Source organism: Micromonospora sp. ATCC 39149 (genome assembly GCF_000158815.1).
Classification (GTDB): domain Bacteria; phylum Actinomycetota; class Actinomycetes; order Mycobacteriales; family Micromonosporaceae; genus Micromonospora.
Genome location: NZ_GG657738.1, coordinates 3087127 through 3105968, shown reverse-complemented (window position 1 = coordinate 3105968; position 18842 = coordinate 3087127). Strand labels below are relative to the sequence as shown.

At 71.2% G+C, this 18842-nt stretch carries 17 protein-coding genes, 2 tRNA genes and 1 other RNA gene; 6 read left to right on the top strand and 14 right to left on the bottom strand.

Annotated elements, in window-relative coordinates; translation table 11 throughout:
* Nucleotides 1–31 precede the first annotated feature (31 nt).
* On the bottom strand, nucleotides 32–3001 hold the full coding sequence (locus tag MCAG_RS13130) for a glycosyl hydrolase (RefSeq protein ID WP_007073459.1): 2970 nt from the start codon (nucleotides 2999–3001) through the stop codon (nucleotides 32–34).
* Between the two features lie 191 nt (nucleotides 3002–3192).
* The gene (locus MCAG_RS13125) at nucleotides 3193–3960 is read right to left on the bottom strand and encodes a M23 family metallopeptidase (RefSeq protein WP_007073458.1); all 768 of its coding nucleotides are present in this window, start codon (nucleotides 3958–3960) and stop codon (nucleotides 3193–3195) included.
* Nucleotides 3961–4051: 91 nt separating this feature from the next.
* Here MCAG_RS13125 and MCAG_RS13120 point away from each other — a divergent pair, with 91 nt between their 5' ends.
* The 3 genes from MCAG_RS13120 to MCAG_RS13110 all read left to right on the top strand — a co-directional run bounded on the left by MCAG_RS13120 (nucleotide 4052) and on the right by MCAG_RS13110 (nucleotide 6163).
* A complete protein-coding gene (locus tag MCAG_RS13120; RefSeq protein ID WP_007073457.1) occupies nucleotides 4052–4456 on the top strand; it encodes a hypothetical protein in 405 nt (134 codons plus the stop codon).
* A gap of 419 nt (nucleotides 4457–4875) precedes the next feature.
* Nucleotides 4876–5406, top strand: coding sequence for a tRNA adenosine deaminase-associated protein (locus MCAG_RS13115; protein WP_007073456.1), 531 nt, complete (start codon nucleotides 4876–4878; stop codon nucleotides 5404–5406).
* Nucleotides 5407–5644: 238 nt separating this feature from the next.
* Complete coding sequence (locus MCAG_RS13110) at nucleotides 5645–6163, top strand: nucleoside deaminase (protein ID WP_007073455.1); 519 nt, start codon at nucleotides 5645–5647, stop codon at nucleotides 6161–6163.
* Between the two features lie 137 nt (nucleotides 6164–6300).
* Here MCAG_RS13110 and deoD read toward each other — a convergent pair whose 3' ends face one another.
* Nucleotides 6301–7008 carry a purine-nucleoside phosphorylase gene (gene deoD, locus MCAG_RS13105; RefSeq protein ID WP_007073454.1) on the bottom strand — a complete coding sequence of 236 codons (708 nt, stop codon included), beginning with the start codon at nucleotides 7006–7008 and terminating at the stop codon, nucleotides 6301–6303.
* A gap of 75 nt (nucleotides 7009–7083) precedes the next feature.
* Here deoD and MCAG_RS13100 point away from each other — a divergent pair.
* A tRNA-Ser gene (locus MCAG_RS13100) sits at nucleotides 7084–7170 on the top strand.
* Nucleotides 7171–7244: 74 nt separating this feature from the next.
* On the opposite strand, the gene MCAG_RS13095 is transcribed toward MCAG_RS13100, so the two are convergent.
* The 11 genes from MCAG_RS13095 to MCAG_RS13045 all read right to left on the bottom strand — a co-directional run bounded on the left by MCAG_RS13095 (nucleotide 7245) and on the right by MCAG_RS13045 (nucleotide 17321).
* Entirely contained in the window at nucleotides 7245–7793 is a 549-nt protein-coding gene (locus MCAG_RS13095) for a hypothetical protein (RefSeq protein WP_232290147.1), read from the bottom strand.
* A gap of 25 nt (nucleotides 7794–7818) precedes the next feature.
* Nucleotides 7819–8364, bottom strand: coding sequence for an RNA polymerase sigma factor (locus tag MCAG_RS13090; RefSeq protein ID WP_007073452.1), 546 nt, complete (start codon nucleotides 8362–8364; stop codon nucleotides 7819–7821).
* 246 nt (nucleotides 8365–8610) lie between these two features.
* Nucleotides 8611–9114 carry a hypothetical protein gene (locus MCAG_RS13085; protein WP_036373313.1) on the bottom strand — a complete coding sequence of 168 codons (504 nt, stop codon included), beginning with the start codon at nucleotides 9112–9114 and terminating at the stop codon, nucleotides 8611–8613.
* Nucleotides 9115–9221: 107 nt separating this feature from the next.
* Nucleotides 9222–9521, bottom strand: a complete 300-nt coding sequence (locus MCAG_RS13080; RefSeq protein ID WP_007073450.1) for a hypothetical protein — start codon at nucleotides 9519–9521, stop codon at nucleotides 9222–9224.
* Nucleotides 9522–9595: 74 nt separating this feature from the next.
* A complete protein-coding gene (locus MCAG_RS13075; protein ID WP_007073449.1) occupies nucleotides 9596–11674 on the bottom strand; it encodes an NACHT domain-containing NTPase in 2079 nt (692 codons plus the stop codon).
* Nucleotides 11675–11764: 90 nt separating this feature from the next.
* Nucleotides 11765–12328, bottom strand: a complete 564-nt coding sequence (locus MCAG_RS13070) for a hypothetical protein (RefSeq protein ID WP_007073448.1) — start codon at nucleotides 12326–12328, stop codon at nucleotides 11765–11767.
* Nucleotides 12325–12939: a hypothetical protein gene (locus tag MCAG_RS13065; RefSeq protein WP_036373311.1), complete on the bottom strand. Its 615-nt coding sequence runs from the start codon at nucleotides 12937–12939 to the stop codon at nucleotides 12325–12327. Before MCAG_RS13065 ends, MCAG_RS13070 begins: the two co-directional genes overlap by 4 nt.
* Before the next feature lie 169 nt (nucleotides 12940–13108).
* Entirely contained in the window at nucleotides 13109–14743 is a 1635-nt protein-coding gene (locus tag MCAG_RS13060) for an FG-GAP-like repeat-containing protein (RefSeq protein WP_036373310.1), read from the bottom strand.
* A gap of 167 nt (nucleotides 14744–14910) precedes the next feature.
* On the bottom strand, nucleotides 14911–15318 hold the full coding sequence (locus MCAG_RS13055; RefSeq protein WP_036373308.1) for a hypothetical protein: 408 nt from the start codon (nucleotides 15316–15318) through the stop codon (nucleotides 14911–14913).
* 23 nt (nucleotides 15319–15341) lie between these two features.
* Nucleotides 15342–16490, bottom strand: coding sequence for a hypothetical protein (locus tag MCAG_RS13050; protein WP_157548022.1), 1149 nt, complete (start codon nucleotides 16488–16490; stop codon nucleotides 15342–15344).
* Between the two features lie 743 nt (nucleotides 16491–17233).
* A tRNA-Ser gene (locus tag MCAG_RS13045) sits at nucleotides 17234–17321 on the bottom strand.
* Between the two features lie 82 nt (nucleotides 17322–17403).
* On the opposite strand from MCAG_RS13045, the gene ffs reads away from it, so the two are divergent.
* Together ffs and MCAG_RS13040 are read left to right on the top strand one after the other, a co-directional pair.
* An RNA gene (gene ffs / locus MCAG_RS30665) (signal recognition particle sRNA small type) lies at nucleotides 17404–17493 on the top strand.
* 128 nt (nucleotides 17494–17621) lie between these two features.
* Nucleotides 17622–18842 (top strand): DNA polymerase III subunit gamma and tau (locus MCAG_RS13040; protein WP_157548486.1); only part of this gene is annotated, 1221 nt, incomplete at its 3' end.

Below are 18842 nucleotides of genomic sequence, written 5' to 3'. Positions count from 1 at the left end.
CCGGCGGCGCGGGGTCGGGTGGTGCGTCGGATCAGGAGTACGGCAGCTTCACGACCGACTGGTTACCGAGGCCGAGGGTGCTCGGGTTGCTCCCGATCGCCGACCAGACCTCCACCTGCACGGTGCCGTTGGCCAGGTTGCCGAGCGTGCCGCTGCTGGCCAGCAGCCCGGCCGCCTGGGTGTAGTGCTCGTACCCGGGGATCGGGTCGGTGGCGAAGTAGCGGTACGTCTCCACCCGCTCCCAGCCCCCGTTGCCGGTGAGATCGTAGGAGAGCCGCACCTGCACCCCGTTGCCGACGGCGGTGCCGGCGTCGAGGAACAGGTCGAACGCGGTCTGTCCGCCGGCGTACGCGAGGTTGAGGCCGGTCGCGGTGAACACCTTGGCGTTGGTCGGGGTGCCGTCGTGGTTGCCGTTCGCCGCCGCCACCGTCGTGGTGCCCGCGCCGCCGGCCGCGCCGAGCCCGCCCCCGGCGAGCAGGTAGCGCGTCGGCGAACCCGTCGGCGGCGGCGTGGTCGGCGACGGGCTCGGGCTGGTGGTCGTCGGGGTCGGCGACGGGCTGGAGGTGGTCGGCGTGGGGGTCGGGGTGCCCGTCGGGGGCACGCCGCCGCCCGCGTTGCCGCCGCTCCACGTGTACGCCCCGGTGGTGGCCGTCTTCCCGGCCGGCACGGCGAGGGTGGTGCCGTCGGAGAACCGTACGGTTATCGGCGAGGCGGTGATGTTCGACGCCACGTACGTCCGTGCCCCGTTGCGGGTGAACACCGCGCTCAGCGGGTGGTTCGAGCTGACCGTGGTGTTCACCGTGCCGAGCGCCGCGAGGTTGCGGATCCAGTGGAAGGTGTGCGCGCGGCTCTCCCCCTCCTCCGGTGGGTACCCGGGGTTGGCCCGCAGGTTCGACAGCGCCGTGCCGGCGTCGCCGAGCGCCTGGAACTGCCAGAGGATGTCCTGCCACACGGTCGGCTGCCCGTTGTTGTTGCGCACCAGCTCGGCGTAGTTCGTGCGCACGTAGGCGGGGTCGTAGCCGAGGTAGAGGTGGCCGCCGGTGACCGGCAGCAGGTTGATGCCCTGGATCATCTCCGGTTCGGCGCTGAACCAGGTCGCGTACGCGCCGCCGTCGCCCCAGACCATGCCGACCGTGGAGTGCCCGAACCCGGCCGGGAAGTTCTCGTCGGCGTGGTCGAACCAGTACTCCTGGATCGCCGCCGCCTGCGTGGTGTAGAGGAAGATGCCGGCGTCCCGGACGGCGGCGTCGCCGGTGGCCTGGCCCCACTGGATCAGGGCGTTGGCGAAGTTCATCCCCTCCGACGAGGACTCCTGGTTGTTGCCCGCCCCGAACGAGCCGTGCCCGGAGGCCCAGTCGTGGCCGGCGTAGATGTCGAAGTCCCGCAGGTACGGGAACCGGGTGTCGGCGCGGTCGTAGTTGTCGGCGTCCCGGATGAGCAGGTCCACCATGCCGCCGTAGCGCGCGTCGGAGGCCCACTGCGGGTCGAACTTGGCCAGGGTGGCCGCTGCGGCGATGAAGTAGCCGTAGTGGAAGTGGTGGTCGTTGAGCTCCTGGTCGGACCCGTACGAGGCCGGGTAGCCGATCAGGGTGCCCCAGTTCTGGTCGTAGTAGAAGACCTTCGCGGTCTTACCGGGCGAGGCGGTGAACCAGTCGGTGAGGGTGGTCCGGATGGCGTTCAGCGCGCTGTCCCGGGTTGCGGTGTCGTCGACGAGGTCGGCCACCTCGGCGATCCGGGCGGCCCGGCCGAGGCCCTTGCCCGTCCAGTACGTGTCGCCGCCGCGCTGGTCCATCGGGTTGCTCCGGACGGCGGCGAGCTGGTCGCGCAGGGTGGCCAGGTCGGCCCCGGAGCCGTCGCCGACGGCCGGCAGCTCCGGCAGCACCCCGTGGAAGGTCGTCGCGGTGCGGAACTGGGTGACGCCGGCGAGGACCTTCATCCGGCCGCGCGCCGACGGGTACGTCTGAGTGATCGGCGTGGAGCCGGTCAGCGCCTTCCACTGGTGTGGGTAGAGGCTCACCACGGTCTGCCTCGTGGTGCCCTCCCGGGCGGTGGTGGTGTAGGCGTACGTGGTGGTCATCCGGCTGGTGGCCTGGTCGTAGGCGTACGAGACGCGGGTGTCGGTGACGTGGGCGTGCGCGTACCGGCCGTAGGAGGCGGCCAGGCTGGTGCGTTCGGCGGCGGTACTGCCGGCGGTGGTGGGCAGCAGGGCGACGGAGAAGTAGCCCCGGCCCGCGAGGGTGGACGAGATCCGGCCCCCGCTGACGGTCCAGCTCGCGCCGCTCGGCGCGTACGCGACGTAGTCGTGGCGGGCGACGGTGAAGCCGATGGTCGCGCCGCTGTTCGACCACACGGTCGGGGTGCTGCTGGTGTTGACGACGGCGTCGCCGCCGGTGGCCTGGAAGTACGCGAACGGCAGGCCGTGGCCGATGGTGGCGCGCAGGGTACGGGCGCCGTCGCTCCAGTACGGGGTTACGGTCCAGTCGGTCCAGCTGGCGACCTTCACGGTCGGCGCGGCGAGCCCGGCGACGCCGACCCGGATGTCCTGCGTGTACGGGTAGTGGAACTCGCCGACCCCGGTGGCGGTGCCGCTGATCACGGGGGTCGAGTTGGCCGAGAAGCCGAGCCCGTCGGTGAACGTGTCGTAGGACAGTGGGTGGGCGTGCAGTGGCTCGCTGTAGGCGCAGTCGGTGCGCTTGAACAGCAGCGACGACCACCAGTCGTTGGTGGGCACGGCCCCGGCCGGGGCGTCGGCGGTGACGTGCTGCCGGGGGTTGGTGGAGATCTGCCCGCAGCCGGAGGGCAGCGGGCCGACGGGCGTGGTGGTGTAGCTGCCCGCGCCGACTGAGGCGGCCTGGGCGGGGACCGTGTTGACGGCCACGGCGAGGCAGCCGGCGGCGAGGGCGAGGACGGTGGACGAGGCGAGGGCCCAGAGGCGGCGGTGGTGTGGTGCGGGAGGTGTCACGGTGCCTCCATCGCGCGGGTACGCCGGACTGGCCGGCATCGGCGCTTGGTCGGGATTGGGGAGGTTCGTTACCTGTGAGAGCGCTCTCTCTTGTCGGGACGTTAACCGGTATCCGAGACGCCCGTCAATGTTTCCGGCCGCTCAAGCCGTGATGTCGCGATTGGACCGTCTCTGGTCCCGCTCCCAGCGGCCGGTCGGTCGCCGCCGGCCAAGCCTCTTGTTTCGGCCGGTCAGCTGTCCCCGCCGCCGGTCTTCGGCGCCTTCGGGCAGCCGTGCTCGCGGTGCCACGCGGCGACCTCGGCGGCCGGCTCCCGGTTTCCGCCGCGCCGCCACGAGTCGAGGTACCTCGCCGGCCACACCACCCCGCGCCGGATCCACCAGTCCCCCCGGCCCGTGCACTCCGGGGAGATGCCGAAGTGCAGGTGGCACACGTTGTTGGCGTTGCCCGTGCGGCCCACCCGGCCGAGCTGCTGCCCGGCCCGCACCCGCGTACCGGCGTCGACCCCATCGGCGATCGCGCTCAAGTGTGAGCCGTAGTAGCGCACCCCGTCGTCGCCGCGCAGCGACACCGACAGGCCACCGTTGTGCGGCCCCCGCGGACCCCGCTTGTCGAACCGGTCCACCCGGCTCACCTCAAGGATCGTCCCGTCGGTCACCGCGACCACCGGCTCGCCGCAGTCAACGAAGATGTCCGTCCCCGGGTACGCCGAGTGGGTCGGGTGGTAGGCGACGTCGTCCGCGCGCACCGGGAAGACGTGCGGCAGCCCGGTGCGGGGCCGCGCCGACGACGCCGACGGCCCGGCACCCGACGGGATGGCCGACGGCGCGGGTGCGGCCGGCTGCCCGCCGGTGACCAGCCCGGTCGGGGCCACCCACCCGCCGCTGGGCGCCCGGTTCGGCGGCGGCGCGCCGCAATCGGCGGCCAGCACCGGCGCGAGCAGCAGCAGAACCGGGTACGCCGCGCGCGTGCGGCGCCGGCGCGGGGAGCGCGAGGACATCCGGTCATCCTGACAGAACAGTTACGGTGGGGAGGGTACGGTCCGGGGTGTCCGCCCCGTTCCCTGTGGCACCCGGCGGATGGAGTAGCCGATGACCTGGCAGCCCGCCCTCCCGGCCGACCCGACACGGGCCGCCCCTGAGCAGCATGCCCACCCCGGTTCGCGTACCCCCTCCGGGCTGTTCCCCTCCGGGCCGCCGTCGCGGCCGACCTGGCGCGAACCGCACCCGGTGACCGGGGCGGCGGTCGCCTCCGGTGCCGCCGTCACCGCCGCCTGGCTCGTGCTGTTCGCGCTGCTCGGCCGCGACGTCCCGACGTACGCCTGGTGGACGATCGTAGCCGGCGGGCTGGCCTGGCTGGCCGCCCTGGCGCTGGTCCGCTTCGGCGACCGGGGCGTCGCCACCGGCGTCGCGATCGTCACCGCCGGCGGCTGGAGTGTCGCCGCCGCCGTGGTGGCCGTGAAGTGGGCGACGACGGGCGACTGGCCCCTGTGGTGACGGGCCGTTCGCGGCGCAGCCGGCCAGCCCGTGACGCCACCGTCGGTCGCCGATCGGCTGCACACCGAATCCCGTCTTGACGTACTCGCTCCGACGGCGCACTCTCGGCGGTATGGCCTGGACCACCCCGCGGCTCGACCCCGAGCGGAGCCGCCGCCGCCTCCAGATTCTCGCCGAGCTGGCGGGGGCCCGAGCGGGACGCGAGCGGGAGCGGCCCCAGCGCGCGCGCACCGAGCGGCTGCGGCAACTCATTGCCACCCGACGCCGTGTCGCGGGCTGACGGCTCCGGCCGACCAGCCACACTTTCCACGGGATTGACCGGCCCTTCGGGGCGTTGACCGGTCGCCTGCCGACCCGACCGGTTAACGTGCACGCGTAACGAGTCGGCGTGCTGTGCCGAGGCAAACTTGGGGGAAACCGTGTCGTACTTCGCTGCCGCCGTGGTGCGCGACGCGGGCGGCTGGACCGCCGCAGAGGTGAACCTGCGCGGGGTCACCGACGTCGACGAGGTCGCCGACCGGCTGCGCGACGTCGAGCCCGACGCTGACCTGTCGCTGCTCTTCGTCGAGGCCGACGACGCCTACCTGGTCATACTGCGCCTGGACGAGGGCGAGGACCTGCGGGTGTTCGGCTCCGACTCCGCGTACGCCGAGGAGTCCCGGCTCGGTGCCCTGCTGGTCGGCGACCTCAAGGGGTCGGTCACCGGCTTCGACGACACCGAGGAGCCGCGCCCGGGCACCGGCACCGCCGACGACGACAGCGAGCAGCCGGCGGTCGACCCGGAGGCGGATCCGGTCGGCGACGCGGACATCCTCGCCGACCTGGGCATCCCCGCGCAGCGGCTGCTCCGCCTCTGCGCCCACGAGGGCATGCTGCCGGCCGACGTGACCTCCGAGGTGTGCCAGGTCCTCGGCTGCGCCGACGAGGTCGAGGAGCTGCGTGGCATCTGAGCCGCCCCCCACCGGTGGGCCTTCGTCCGGTGAGCCTTCGCCCGGTGAGGTCGAGCTGTCGGGCGGCGGGTCGCCGCTGGCGGGGGCCGCCGAGCCGGCGGACGCCACCGACCCGGCGCTGGGCCGCGTGCGGCCGGGGCAGCCGACCCCGGGATCGTCGCAGCGGGTCGGGCCGGGTGCCGACGAGGGCCTCGCGGACCCGGGCGGCGCGGGTCGCCGGCAGCGGCACGAGCTGTGGATGCGGCGCGCGCTCCAGATCGCAGTCACCGGCCCCGAGCCGAGTTCCCTTCCTGGTTCCCCTCGCGCGCAACCGCCCCTCGGCGACGCGGGATCGTCCTCCGCCGGGCCGGGACCGGCGGGCGGCGCACCGATGGCCGACGACGTGCCGGTCGGTGCGGTGATCTACGGCCCGGACGGCACCGAGCTGGCCTCGGGGCGTAACGAGCGGGAGCTGACCGGGGACCCGACCGCGCACGCGGAGGTGCTGGCGCTGCGCCGGGCCGCCGAACGCCTGGGCCGGTGGCGGCTGGACGACTGCACCCTCGTGGTGACGCTGGAACCCTGCACGATGTGTGCCGGGGCCATCGTGCTGGCCCGGATCGCGACGGTCGTCTTCGGAGCCTGGGAGCCCAAGACCGGGGCGGCCGGCTCGCTCTGGGACGTCCTGCGCGACCGGCGGCTCAACCACCGCCCCGAGGTCTACGGCGGGTTGCTGGAGGCGGAGAACTCCGCCGTCCTGCGCGCCTTCTTCCGCTGACTGGGGCAGGATCGCGCTCGATCCGGGATGTCAACGTTGCGTGCCGATCTCCACGACGGGACTCCCGATGATCGTCTTGCTTCGACGCGAGTTGATCTATCAGGAGTCCCGTTCCGGCGGGCCGCCGGCCCCGGCCGTCAGGCGATGGCCGTGTCCAGGCCGATCTCGACCATCTGGGAGAAGGTCTGCTCGCGCTCCTCCGAGGTGGTCTTCTCGCCGGTCTTGATGTGGTCGCTGACCGTGAGGATGGTCAGCGCGCGGGCGCGGAACCGGGCGGCGATGGTGTAGAGCGCCGCCGACTCCATCTCCACCGCCAGGACGCCGTAGTCGGCGAGGCTGTCGTAGAGGTCTGGCCGGTCGGTGTAGAAGGCGTCCGCCGCCAGGATCGGGCCCACCCGCATGGTGATGCCGCGCCGCTCGGCCACCTCGACCGACGTACGCAGCAGGCCGAAGTCCGCGACCGGGGCGTAGTCGATCAGCCCGGCGAAACGCATCCGGTTCATGTTCGAGTCGGTGGACGAACCGATCGCGGCCACCACGTCCCGCAGTTGCAGTTCCTCGGTCAGCGCCCCGCAGGAGCCGACCCGGATCAGGGTCTTCACGCCGTACTCGTTGATCAGCTCGTGGGCGTAGATGGAGGCGGACGGCATGCCCATGCCGGAACCCTGGACGGAAACCTCCACCCCGTTCCAGCGGCCGGTGAAGCCCAGCATGCCCCGGACCGTCGAGTAGCACTTGACGTCCTCGAGGTAGGTCTCCGCGATCCACTTGGCCCGCAGCGGGTCGCCTGGCATCAGGACCCGCTCGGCGATCTCTCCCGGCTTCGCGCCGATGTGCGTACTCATGGCAAAGATCCTGCCAGGCCGGCCCGGGGGATACCGGTTCGGCATGCGGGCCCGGGGTCCTGTACCCTCGTCGGCGGTGGCGTGTCCGAGTGGCCTAAGGAGCACGCCTCGAAAGCGTGTGAGGGTTTACGCCCTCCGCGGGTTCAAATCCCGCCGCCACCGCTCGTGAACAGCGAGAACGCCCGGTCGATCCGCGAGGATCGCACCGGGCGTTTCGCTTCTGGTCTCAGTTCTGGTCAGCCGCGGGTCGGCGCTTCCAGGTGCTGGCCGAGTAGGTCCTGGGCGATGATGCCCTCGGTTACCGCTCGTTGGCCGGCGTAGCAGATCCAGTGCAGCCCGGCGGCGTCCTCGCCGTTGCAGCCGCCGGCGATGTTGCCCTGGCCGTCGACGAACATCTGCTTCACGTTGGTGAAGTCGGTTGCCGTGGGCTGGGGTGCGGGCTTTGCCTTCTTCTGCTTGGCCGGGTTGGGCAGTACGTCGGACTTGGGGGCGCGGCTGAGGGTGCAGTCGAAAACGACGTGGTCGGTCGTGGTGCACGAGGGGTCGGTGTCTTCGAAGATCACGGCGGCGCCGGGCATGCCCTTGGCCACGGTTTCCTCGGTGAGGTATGCGACGGCGGCGGCCGTGCCAGCGCCGGCCGCTACCACTGCGGCGGTGATCGCCGCGATCAACCCGGCACGCGAGAGCCGACGCCGGCTCTTGCCGACCACGGCGATCTGCCGGGTGACGGCGCGCTCGAGTTCGTCGCCGAGCCGGATCAGATCTGGGGGCAATTGACTGGTCATGGCGAGCCTCCGGAAAGCTGGTTGGTCAATGCGATCTGGTCGGTCGGAGGAGGGTGCGCAGCGAGGCCAGGCCGCGTGACACCCGGATGCGGGCCGCCCGAGGGGAGCAGTCGAGCATTGCGCCGATGCGCTCATATGTCTGGTCCTGAAGAACGCGCAGTTTGACGGCGGCGCGCTGCGTCGCCGGCAGCGCGGTGAGCGCGACCTCCAGGTCCGCGTCCATTCCGTCGAGCCAACTCTGTTCCGGCTCAACGGCGCTGCGGTCCGCCCTGACCTGCAGCCGGGTGCTGGCCTCGACGGCCATCCGCCGGTCGCGGATTGCCTTCAGGAGCAGATTGCGGGCGATGCCGAACAACCACGGGCCTACCGATCCCTCGTGCTGGTCGGCAAACCGGCCTCGCGACTCCCACGCTTGGGCGAACGTCTCCGCCGTCAGATCAAGCGCCGCCTCGTGGTCACCGGTGCGTCGATGAAAGAACCCGTGGATTGCCTGCGCGTACCGCTCGTACAACTCGCGGAAGGCTCGTGCGTCGTGCCCTGAGGCCGCGAGCAGTTCGGCATCAGACCTCACCCGAACTCCGATCCATGTTCGCCCATTGGCACGTTGACCTCCAGGTAGTGTGCTTACACCTTCCTATGCCAGGAACCGGGTCAGATGTTTCACCTCGCGACCATCGCTGGCGCGCAGCATCGGCGAGCGGAAGGCCGGCCCCGTCAGGGACCGGCCTTCCGCTGTCGCTGTGGTCGCGCCCTCTTACTAGCCCTGGCCGTCTTCTTGAAAGGGCCTTCCACCGCCATGATTGGCGGGGATGGGGCGTCAGCCGCGGGTCGGCGCTTCCAGGTGCTGGCCGAGTAGGTCCTGGGCGATGATGCCCTCGGTTACCGCTCGTTGGCCGGCGTAGCAGATCCAGTGCAGCCCGGCGGCGTCCTCGCCGTTGCAGCCGCCGGCGATGTTGCCCTGGCCGTCGACGAACATCTGCTTCACGTTGGTGAAGTCGGTTGCCGTGGGCTGGGGTGCGGGCTTTGCCTTCTTCTGCTTGGCCGGGTTGGGCAGTACGTCGGACTTGGGGGCGCGGCTGAGGGTGCAGTCGAAAACGACGTGGTCGGTCGTGGTGCACGAGGGGTCGGTGTCTTCGAAGATCACGGCGGCGCCGGGCATGCCCTTGGCCACGGTTTCCTCGGTGAGGTATGCGACGGCGGCGGCCGTGCCAGCGCCGGCCGCTACCACTGCGGCGGTGATCGCCGCGATCAACCCGGCACGCGAGAGCCGACGCCGGCTCTTGCCGACCACGCTGGCCCGCGGAGCGATGCGTTCGTTCATTGGCACGTTGACCTCCAGGTGGTAGTGCTTCCACCTCCTTATGCCAGGAAGCCAGTCCGATGTTTCACCGGATCAGCCCTTGATCGAGTTGGGCACCACCGGAACCGTCACGGAGGTGTCCGCGCCCTCGGTGACGTCCGGCACCAGGCGGCGGTCTCCTGCCGCCGCGGCTTCTCGACCTCGATGCCGTCGTACTCGCCCTCGCCGATGTCCGGCTGGGCCGCCGCGTCGAACGCCTTCGCCAGCAGGCCGGCCATGCCCTCGTACCGGTCGGGGGCGACGGGGTGGCCGAGACCCCAGTCGTCACGCATCCGGCGCAGCCTGCCGCGGTCCTCGTCGCTGACCTTCGCTTCCTGCCCCTCGCGGACGAGTAGCCCGTTCTCGTCCTTCCCGGTGTTCCCCCGCACCCGACGGAATCTTCGTCGACATTCCGCATCTGCGCGGCGTACGGGTTTAATGCCTGCGGTTCTTCGGCCCGGCGTCAGGGGCGTGGGACAACCTGGGTGGAAGGTCGGGTCAGCCGGTCGGCGAAGAACTCCAGCAGTTCCCGGTGGACGAAGATGTACCCGTCGCCGACGTCCCGCAGGAACAGGCACTGCACGGCGTAGTCGAGGAACGGCCGCAGCGGTCGGGGCAGGACGCCGTCGCGGGCGAGCCGTCGGCGGACCAGCCACTGCTCGGTGACCGGCCCGAGCGCGACGGCCACCAGCAGGTACGACGCGGCGAACGCCCCGACCACCGCCCCGTACCGGAGGCCGTCGGCGCCGGTGCGGGCCGAGCCGACGAGTAGAGCGGCGAGGGCACCGGTGACCAGGCCCAGCGGCGGCGCACCCATCGCGGCCGAACGGAGCCGCTGCCGCAGGGCGGGGCTCGGGATCTCCCGGCGCGGCGCGCCGCCGGGCGGGCCGACCAGGTAGAGGTCGAACAGCGTGGCACCGGTGACGGCCAGGGCGAGCAGGGTGGCCAGCAGGAAACCGAGCCAGTACGCGAGCTCGGCGAGCATGCCGGGCCAGCCGGGCAGCTCGTCGGTGAGGCCGAAGGCCAGCCCGACCACGAGGGCCGCGGCCACGGTCGCCCACGTGATGCCGGTGTTGCCGGCCACGGCGCGTAGTTCCCTCGCGGTGTCGGTCACCCAGTCGACCCGGAGGGGTCGCCGGTCCTCCGGCCGCCGTTCCCGGGAGGCGATCAGGACGAGGTTCTCGTACTCTGCGAGGGCCAGGCCGAGCGCGGTCAGCGCCCCCGCGGTCGCGCCGACCGCGAGGCCGGGCCAGCCGAGCAGACCGGCCCCGAGCAGGGCGACCAGCCCGCCCACGGCGACGCTGGCCAGCGCCCGGCTGAGCAGGTCGGCGCTCGGGGTGACCCAGCGCGGCGACCAGTCCGAAGCGACCAGGTCGAGGACGAAGATGGTCTGCTGCCGCCTGCGCAACTCGTGGCCGAGCACCGAGAGGTACTGGATGGCCTGCTCCGGCCGGTACGTCGGGTGCGGACGGTGTCGCAGCATGGTCTCGACGTACCGGGTGAAGAGGCGGGTGCGGCGACCGCCGGGGCCGGCGGTCGGGCCGGGACCGTCGGCGTAGGCCAGCCCCATGATGGTGAGCAGCAGGGGCGACCCGGTGAACTCCCACAGGCCCTCGTCGGCGGTGAGGGCGGCCCGGAGGCCGGCGAGGGCGGGCCCGGACCGGTCCAGGTACCGCTCGATCTGCGGCCGGGTCAGCGGCTGGATCGTCACCGTGCCGTAGACGGGCAGGCCGGCGCGGAGTTGCCGGTACTCCCACTCGCGGCAGCAGACCGCGATCGGGGTGAGCGGCTGCCGGGCGTGGAACGCGGCGATCGCCGCCGCGCACTCGTCGCGGCGGGTCGCGACGACCTCGTCGAGGCCGTCGAGCAGGGGCAGGATCGCGCCGGACTCGATCCACGCGCTCGCCTGCCGGGACGGGATGCCGTACCGCTCGGTGAGTTCGGCGGCGAGCCACTGCTCCAGCGGCGGGCGTCGGGTGGCCCACGACGAGAGGTTCAGCACCACCGGGATCGGGGCGTCCGGGTCCCGCTCAGCCGCGTCGATCAGCTCCCGGGCGAGTTCGAGCAGGGTGGTCGTCTTGCCGGAGCCGGGCGCCCCGAGGATCACCACGGCCCGGTCGAGCCGCTCGAAGAGGCCGGCCACGGACGCGCCCCCGTCGAGGACGCCGGTGAAGCCGCCGCGGTGGGTGGCCCGCAGCGTCCACGGGTACCGGCGGTCGTCGGCCGACGCGGTGATGCCGAGCTGGATCCGCGCCTCCCGGTGCAGGGAACGCTCCAGCACGCTGGTGATCCAGTACCGGCGTACCCGGTCGAGCAGGACCCGGCGGGCGTGCGTCGCGGTCACGCCGGTGACCGGCGCGGACTCGCGGGCCCGCCGGACCTCGACCACCGTCAGCGCCGCGACCACGACGACGAGCGCCGGCCAGGCGAGCCACAGGTGCGGCGTCCACCGGGCCGGCAACGCCCCCGTGGCGACGTTGGTGGCGACGCCCAGCAGGGTCACGCAGACCACCGAGAGGACGACCGTGGCTACCCGACGCATGCGTCGTCTCTACCGTCCGGTCCGCGTGCGCACAACCCATGATCGGGTACGCGCCGGTCGTGCCTGTCAACAGGGGACGCCGCCCTCGTCTCAGCAGGGGCCGTAGCCCTCGTCGAAGAGGCGGCGGGCCCAGTCGGCGTACCCGGCGATGATCTTCCGGACCGTGTGCCCGTCGTGCAGGAAGAGGTACCCGCGGTCGCCGCTGCGGGCCAGCAGCCCGTCGAAGCGGTACGTCCGTTGGGGAGCGTCGAGCGGACTGACCGACCGGTAGCGGGCCCGGACCTCGTCGATCGGTGTGCCGACGCTGATGCCCTGCGGCGTGCGAACCGGGTCGTCGAGCCAGAGCAGCACCAGCCGGTTGTCGACGAAGATCGGGCTGACGGCGCCGTGCCCGGCGAGTGTGGGCCCGCAGGCGTCGACGTCGGACGTCAGCATCCCGCGCCGCGTCAGGTCCTCCTCGGTGTCGCCGAACTCGACGTTGCGCAGGCCGTTGAGGTCGACGACCTCGTCGGCCGACTGGCCGGCGTCGGGCGGTGGCCCGGGCGGGCGCGCGTCGCCCCCGGCGTCGACCGGCCCCTGTGGACGTACGCCGCTGCCCGCGATCGAGGCAGCCGCGAGCAGTGTCGCAATGAAAACGAATTGTCGCAATTTCATGGAATCCCCCAGTCCCCAACGGGACGGGGGCGTTCAGGTTGCTGCTGATCGCCGGATTCCCCGAATTCCCATTCCTCGGCCAGCTCGTCCCAGTAGTCGGCGGTCAGCCCGCGCCGCCCGTGCGCCAGCCAGCCGGCGGTGTTCCGCTCCAGGTGGAGGCCCAGCTCGGCGAACGGGTCGATCCACCGGCCCGGTTCCGCGCCGATGCGGGTCAACGCCGCGTTCAGCGGCCACTGCCCGCGCGGGGCGTCCAACACGTCGTCGAAGTGCGGCCCCCAGCTCACCGCCCCGGCGAGCCAGACCACCGACGCCTGCCACCCGAGACCCCCGGCGAACTCCGCCTCCAGGTACGCCACCGGCCCGAGGTGGGACCACCCCGCGAACAGCCCGGTCAGGGCCGGCGACAGCACCAGCTCGAACGGCTGCTCCGGGCCGGGTTGCCCGACCGCGTAGTCCGGCAGCGACCCGGTCAGCTCCTGCACGAGCTGCGGCGTGACCGGCAACAGCGCGAAGTCCTGCCGCAGCGCGGCGAGCACGGCGTGATCCAGGTCGGCGGTCCGCTCGCGAAGCAGCTCGACGTCGGCCACCACGGCGCTGAGCTGGTAACTCATTGGATCCCTTCGGGCATCCACAGCCTGTGGATAGAACATGTGTACGACCGGGGATGTGGCACCGGCGCTGCCCCGGACCGTACCGGGTGCGCACCCGGCCGTCGCCGAGCCGGGACGGACGTGTCGAAGGGCCGGCCCCGCCCTGGGGCCGGCCCTTCGGCTATACCGATCAGTAGAGCGAGCCGCCGCTCTGTTGCCCGGCGATGCGCATGCCGTACCGCTCGGGCCAGACGCGGTCGGTGCGCAGGGACGCGCCGCTCCACGAGTTGGCCTGCGGCACGAGCCCACCGGAGGAGCCGTGGAACGCGGCGATGGAGCCCGAGGCGTATCCGGGGGTGTCGCCCGCCACCTCCTCCCCGGTCGACGCCACGACGGCGTCCAGCCCGCCGGTGCCGTCGAGGTTCAGCAGCGCGACGGAGGCGCCAAACAGGTCGCCGCGCTCGGCCGAGCCCGGCACCACCGAGTGGTTCTGATCGAAGCCCTGCGCGCCGCTGCCGGTCAGGCCCGAGGAAGAGCCCTTCAGCAGGGTGATCATACCGGCGCTGTCCGTCGAGCCGATGTCCTCGCCGGGCACGCCGACCAGCACGTCCGCCTTGCCGTCGCCGGTCACGTCGCCGACCGCGAGCGAGCCACCGAAGCGGTCCTCGCCCTCCGGATCACCCGGCACGCCCGTCGTGCTCTGCGTGATGATGCGTACGGCGCTGCTCGACAGGCCACCGGAACGGCCCGTGAAGGCCGCGATGAGCCCGCCCGTGATGTGCGGGGTCTGCGCGCTGGGCGCACCGGCGATCACCTCGCCCAGCCCGTCGCCGTTCACGTCGCCGATCGCGAGGGTCTCGCCCAGGTACCAGGCGACGACGTCGGGGTTGCCCGTCGCCGGGTACACCGCCCCACCGGTGACCGACGTCGCGCCCGTGGTCGACACGCCGCTCGCCGAGCCCCACATCAGGGTGACCATGCCGCTGCCGTTCCAGGACGTGCCGTCGTTCTCGTGCGGCGCGCCGATGACCAGGTCCGCGTACCGGTTGTTGTCGACCTTGCCGATCGCGAGCGTGAAACCGAAGTGGTCGTTGCGCTCGGCCGCGCCGGGGACAGCCGACTGGTCCTGCTGGAAGAACTGGGAGCCGGTGGCGGTGAGCCCACCCGACCCGCCGAACAGGACGGTGACCGAGCCGGCCTGGTCGATGCTCCCGATCGCCTCCCCGTACGCGCCGATTGCCAGGTCGTCGCGGCCGTCCCCGTTGACGTCGCCGGTCGCGAGCGCCGCCCCGAACCAGTCGTAGCTCTCCGGCTCGCCCTGCACGTTCGGCGAACTCTGGTTGAAGTGGCTCGCCGCGCCGACCACCAGGCCCGTGGCGCTGCCCGGGATGACCCAGACCCCGCCGGCGTGGGCCTTGTTGCGCGGGTCCACCTCGTCCGAGTCGCCGATCGCCAGGTCGTCGTAGCCGTCGCCGTTGAAGTCCCCCGCCACCAGTGCCGTGCCGAAGCACCCGCAGCCGCCGTCGGTCGACAGGACGCCCATGAAGTAGTCGACCTGCGGCGCGGACGAGTAGCGCACGACAACCACCCCGGTCGGGTAATGGGGCAGATCGGGCTCGAAGGGGTCGCCCGAGGCCGCGAGGTCGTCGACGCCGTCGCCGTCGAAGTCGGACCGGGTGGGGCCGGTCCCCTTCACCGGGGTCACCGCCTTCGCCACCCGCTGGTACTGGAGGACGATGCCCTCCCGGGTGATGGTGCCGAACTCGTCGGCCGCCCGCGCGGGCGTACCGACCGCCAGCCCGGCCACCACGGCCAGGACCGACACGCTTGCTGTTCTCCGGCGCAACAGGACCCCCCGCTCGTTGTCGGACGCCCCGACACGCTAGGGGGATAGACCAACGCCCATAACCAGGTGAACGGGCAGGCCAGCCGACGACCGGGCAGCCCACCCGACCGAACGGCCGACCCGACCTGTCAGTTCAGAGCGACCCGTCAAGGACGGCGCGTCGTCAGACGCACTCCCAGCTCGTCGGCCAGGCACAGGACGTCGAGGCTCGCCGCCGGCGAACGGCGCAGGAGAGCCGCCAGCAGCTCGTGGCACCGTGGCCGGTTCCGGACCTCCGCCGGCGCGACGCGCCCCGCACTCACCAGTGCCTTGCCCGCGTTGGCCAGGTCACCCGACCGCAGGTACCCGTGCGCGACCTCGACCATGTAGTCCGCCCGGCGTTCCGGCGGCAGTCCCCGGAAGGCGGCGTGGTCGACGAGTCGCTGATGCTCGACCGAGTCAGCACCTCTGCCGAGTTCGATCGCCGCCGTGATCCGAACCAGTTCGACGGTGACCGGGCCGAACGACGTCAAGTAGTGGTTCCGGCCGTCGCCGACCACCGCCGGCGCCCGCACGCCTCCGCCACGTCGGAAAAGGTTCATTGGACGACGCACGTGCGCTGGTATACTTTGCAGTGCTCGAGCCATTTCCTGGCGGTCTGCTCGTCGGTTGGATAATTCTCCAAAAGGATTCGCATGCCCTCCTCGCCCGATATGTCTACGATTGCCTTCCGGACTTTCTCGACGTTGCCTGCGAAATAAGCCTCTTCCAAAGCGCTCTGATCGAGTTCGGCGACTTTCATGATCGTGGTGAATACCTCAACGTTCCACATGTAGATGCTTCGGTCGTACGGAATGTTGTGCTGCTTGCACACGACCCGGCTGAAATGCTCGGTGGCGCCTTCGTTGAGGCAGTCTCCCAGTGCCTCCTTCCACGCCGGTGACGACAGCATGTGCATCGCCTCGTGGATGCAGGACGATACGCCGGTGTTGCGATCGCGGAGATACATGCGCTCGCCGTCGCAAAAGCCCAGTTTGGTGTCGACCTCGGCAGCAATGCAGTACGCCTGATCGTTCAGATTTGCCTCACTTTCACCGCGGTTCGCGCGGGTGATCCGGAGAATGTAGGCGATGTATTGCCGGTTGAAGTCGCGCTCGTTGAGGACGCTGAGCCGGTCATGCAGGACCTTGGTGATGCCCTCCTTCGTGAACCGCGGCTTGTGTAGCGGTGTCGTGCCGATAGCGGTGATCGCCTTCGTCAGGATGGCGTCAGGGGCACCCGTCGGGACGCCCTCTGTTGCCCGTTTCGCGTAGCGTTCGATGGTCGTTGCGAGCTGGTCACCGAATGCTTTGATCAACATGATCCATTCGAGCCCGGTGGTGCCGGGTAGATGGGTGTCGAACCATCCCGCCACGTGTGCCCGCACAGGCTCGGGAAGGGTCGCTATCTTGGCGTAGCACATTACGGCGTCGTCGGCGATGCTCGCCATCACCATCATCTGTGCCTGGTGTTTGGCCGGCGCCGCGTCGGCGACGGTTTTGACATGGGTCAGTACCGGTGGGATCAGTTGGGCGGCGGCGAGCTGCGGAAAATAGACGACGTCAAGCAGGGCCGTCTTCGTCTTTGCGAGATACTTGTCGATCTCCGGGTCGTTGGAGCGCAGCTTTTCCTCCAGTTCCATGAGATCGGTCGCCAGGAGGTCGAGCCCTTTGCGCACCACCTCGACCGGCCTGCCCGGCTTGTCCAACTTTTGCTCGAATCCGAAGGCGGAAGGATCAAATGGTTGCATGGGCTGCCCACTCTCTCGCGCGGTCCGACAGGCCCACCAGCATGAGGGCCACAAGGTGTGCGGAAATACCTCCAGTCGCGCTTCGGACAGCGCGGGGTGCAGCGTTCAAGATCATGATGTGCGACATGAACCGCACAAATGTCCGCTACTTCTCGAGGAATTCGGCCAGGACCGTGTTGAACCGGTCCGGCTCCTCGGCGGACGGCGCGTGTCCCGCTATTGTCGAAGCGCAGGGCTTCGGCATTCGGCAGGGCGCTGGCCAGTCACTCCGCGAGGTCGCCGGGGAAGACCTTGCTTCGTAAGCAACGAGGCTCCCGGACAGGGCTGTCGTTCTTGGTCGACTGCTGTCCTACCGGGAGCCTCGTCCTATCTGGAGCACCGACACGCCGCCCTTCACCAGGCCATCCGCGGACCAGGCCACGATGAGAAGGGTTCAAAGAACTTGTGGAGAAGGCCGAGCGCAGCCTCGGCGGTTCCCTCCGTCGTGCCACTACGCCGCAAGATCTCGGCCAGACGCCTCATATGTCTGTCTGACCGGTGCGTCGCCGGCTGGTCGGGCTGCTCTGGAGCGACTGCTCCGGGCGGGCTGCGGTAGGCCACCCTCACCGACAGCGGTGGCGTCTGAGTCGGCCAACTGAGACCAGAGGCGACTCAGGGCCGGTCCCCGGTGGGGCCGGCCCTGCTGTCGTGCCTGGTGACGCTGGCGGAGGATACGAGATTCGAACTCGTGAGGGTGTTAACCCAACACGCTTTCCAAGCGTGCGCCCTAGGCCTCTAGGCGAATCCTCCGTGGGACAGGATACAGGTCCGCCGGGTGCCGGCCACCCCACCACCCCCTGAAGATCGACCGGGCGTCGGGTAGGGTTGGGGGCACCTCCCGTGCGGCGGTATCTCGTGAACCTCCCCAGGGCCGGAAGGCAGCAAGGATAAGCGAGCTCTGCCGGGTGCACGGGAGGCCTTTTTGTCTCCGGGCGCCGGTAGCGTACCTGCGGGTCGGGTCACCGTGCCTGCGGGTCAGGTCACGGGGTGGTGGGTGGTCACCCGTGCCCGACCGGCGCAGAATGGCTCGGTCGAGAGGAGGCGGGACGGGTGACACTGGCGCTCTACCGCAAGTACCGGCCGCGCACCTTCGCCGAGATCATCGGCCAGGAGCACGTCACCGAGCCGCTGTCGCAGGCGCTGCGCAGCGGGCGGCTCAACCACGCGTACCTCTTCTCCGGGCCGCGCGGCTGCGGCAAGACCTCCAGTGCCCGCATCCTGGCCCGCTCGCTCAACTGCGAGCAGGGCCCTACGCCGGAGCCGTGCGGCCAGTGTGACTCCTGCCGCTCGCTGGCCATCGACGGGTCCGGCTCGATCGACGTCATCGAGATCGACGCGGCCAGCCACGGTGGCGTCGACGACGCCCGGGAACTGCGCGAGAAGGCGTTCTTCGCGCCGGCCCGCAGCCGGTTCAAGATCTACGTCATCGACGAGGCGCACATGGTCTCGTCGGCCGGCTTCAACGCCCTGCTCAAGCTGGTCGAGGAGCCCCCGGAGTACGTCAAGTTCATCTTCGCCACGACGGAGCCGGAGAAGGTCCTCGGCACGATCAAGTCGCGGACCCACCACTACCCCTTCCGGCTGATCCCGCCGAAGACGCTCCGCCCCTACCTTGAGCAGCTCTGCGAGGCCGAGGGGGTCACCGTCGACCCGGCGGTGTTCCCCCTTGTGGTGCGCGCGGGCGGCGGCAGCGCCCGGGACAGCCTCTCCGTGCTCGACCAGCTCATCGCGGGTGCCGGCCCGGAGGGGGTCAGCTATCCCCGGGCCGCCGCGCTGCTCGGCGTCACCGACTCGGCGCTGATCGACGAGATGTGCGACGCCGTCGCGGCCGGGGACGGCGCGGCGGCGTACGCGACCGTGGACCGGGTGGCCGAGGCCGGGCACGACGCGCGCCGTTTCGCCTCCGACCTGCTGGAGCGGCTGCGCGACCTGATCGTCCTCCAGCAGGTGCCCGACGCCGCCGCGAAGGGCCTGATCGACGGTCCGGCCGACCAGATCGAGCGGATGACCGCCCAGGCCCAGCGGCTCGGCCCGGCGACCCTGTCCCGGTGTGCCGACATCGTGCACGACGGCCTGGTGGACATGCGCGGCACCACCGCGCCCCGGCTGCTGCTGGAGCTGATCTGCGCCCGCATGTTGCTGCCCGGCGCGGACGACTCCACCGGCGGCCTGCTCCAGCGCCTGGAGCGGATGGAGCGCCGGTTCACCCTGGGTGGCGTCGAGCCGCCGCCGGCCGCCGCCGGCTCGGCGCCGGTCGCCCCCGCCCCGGCG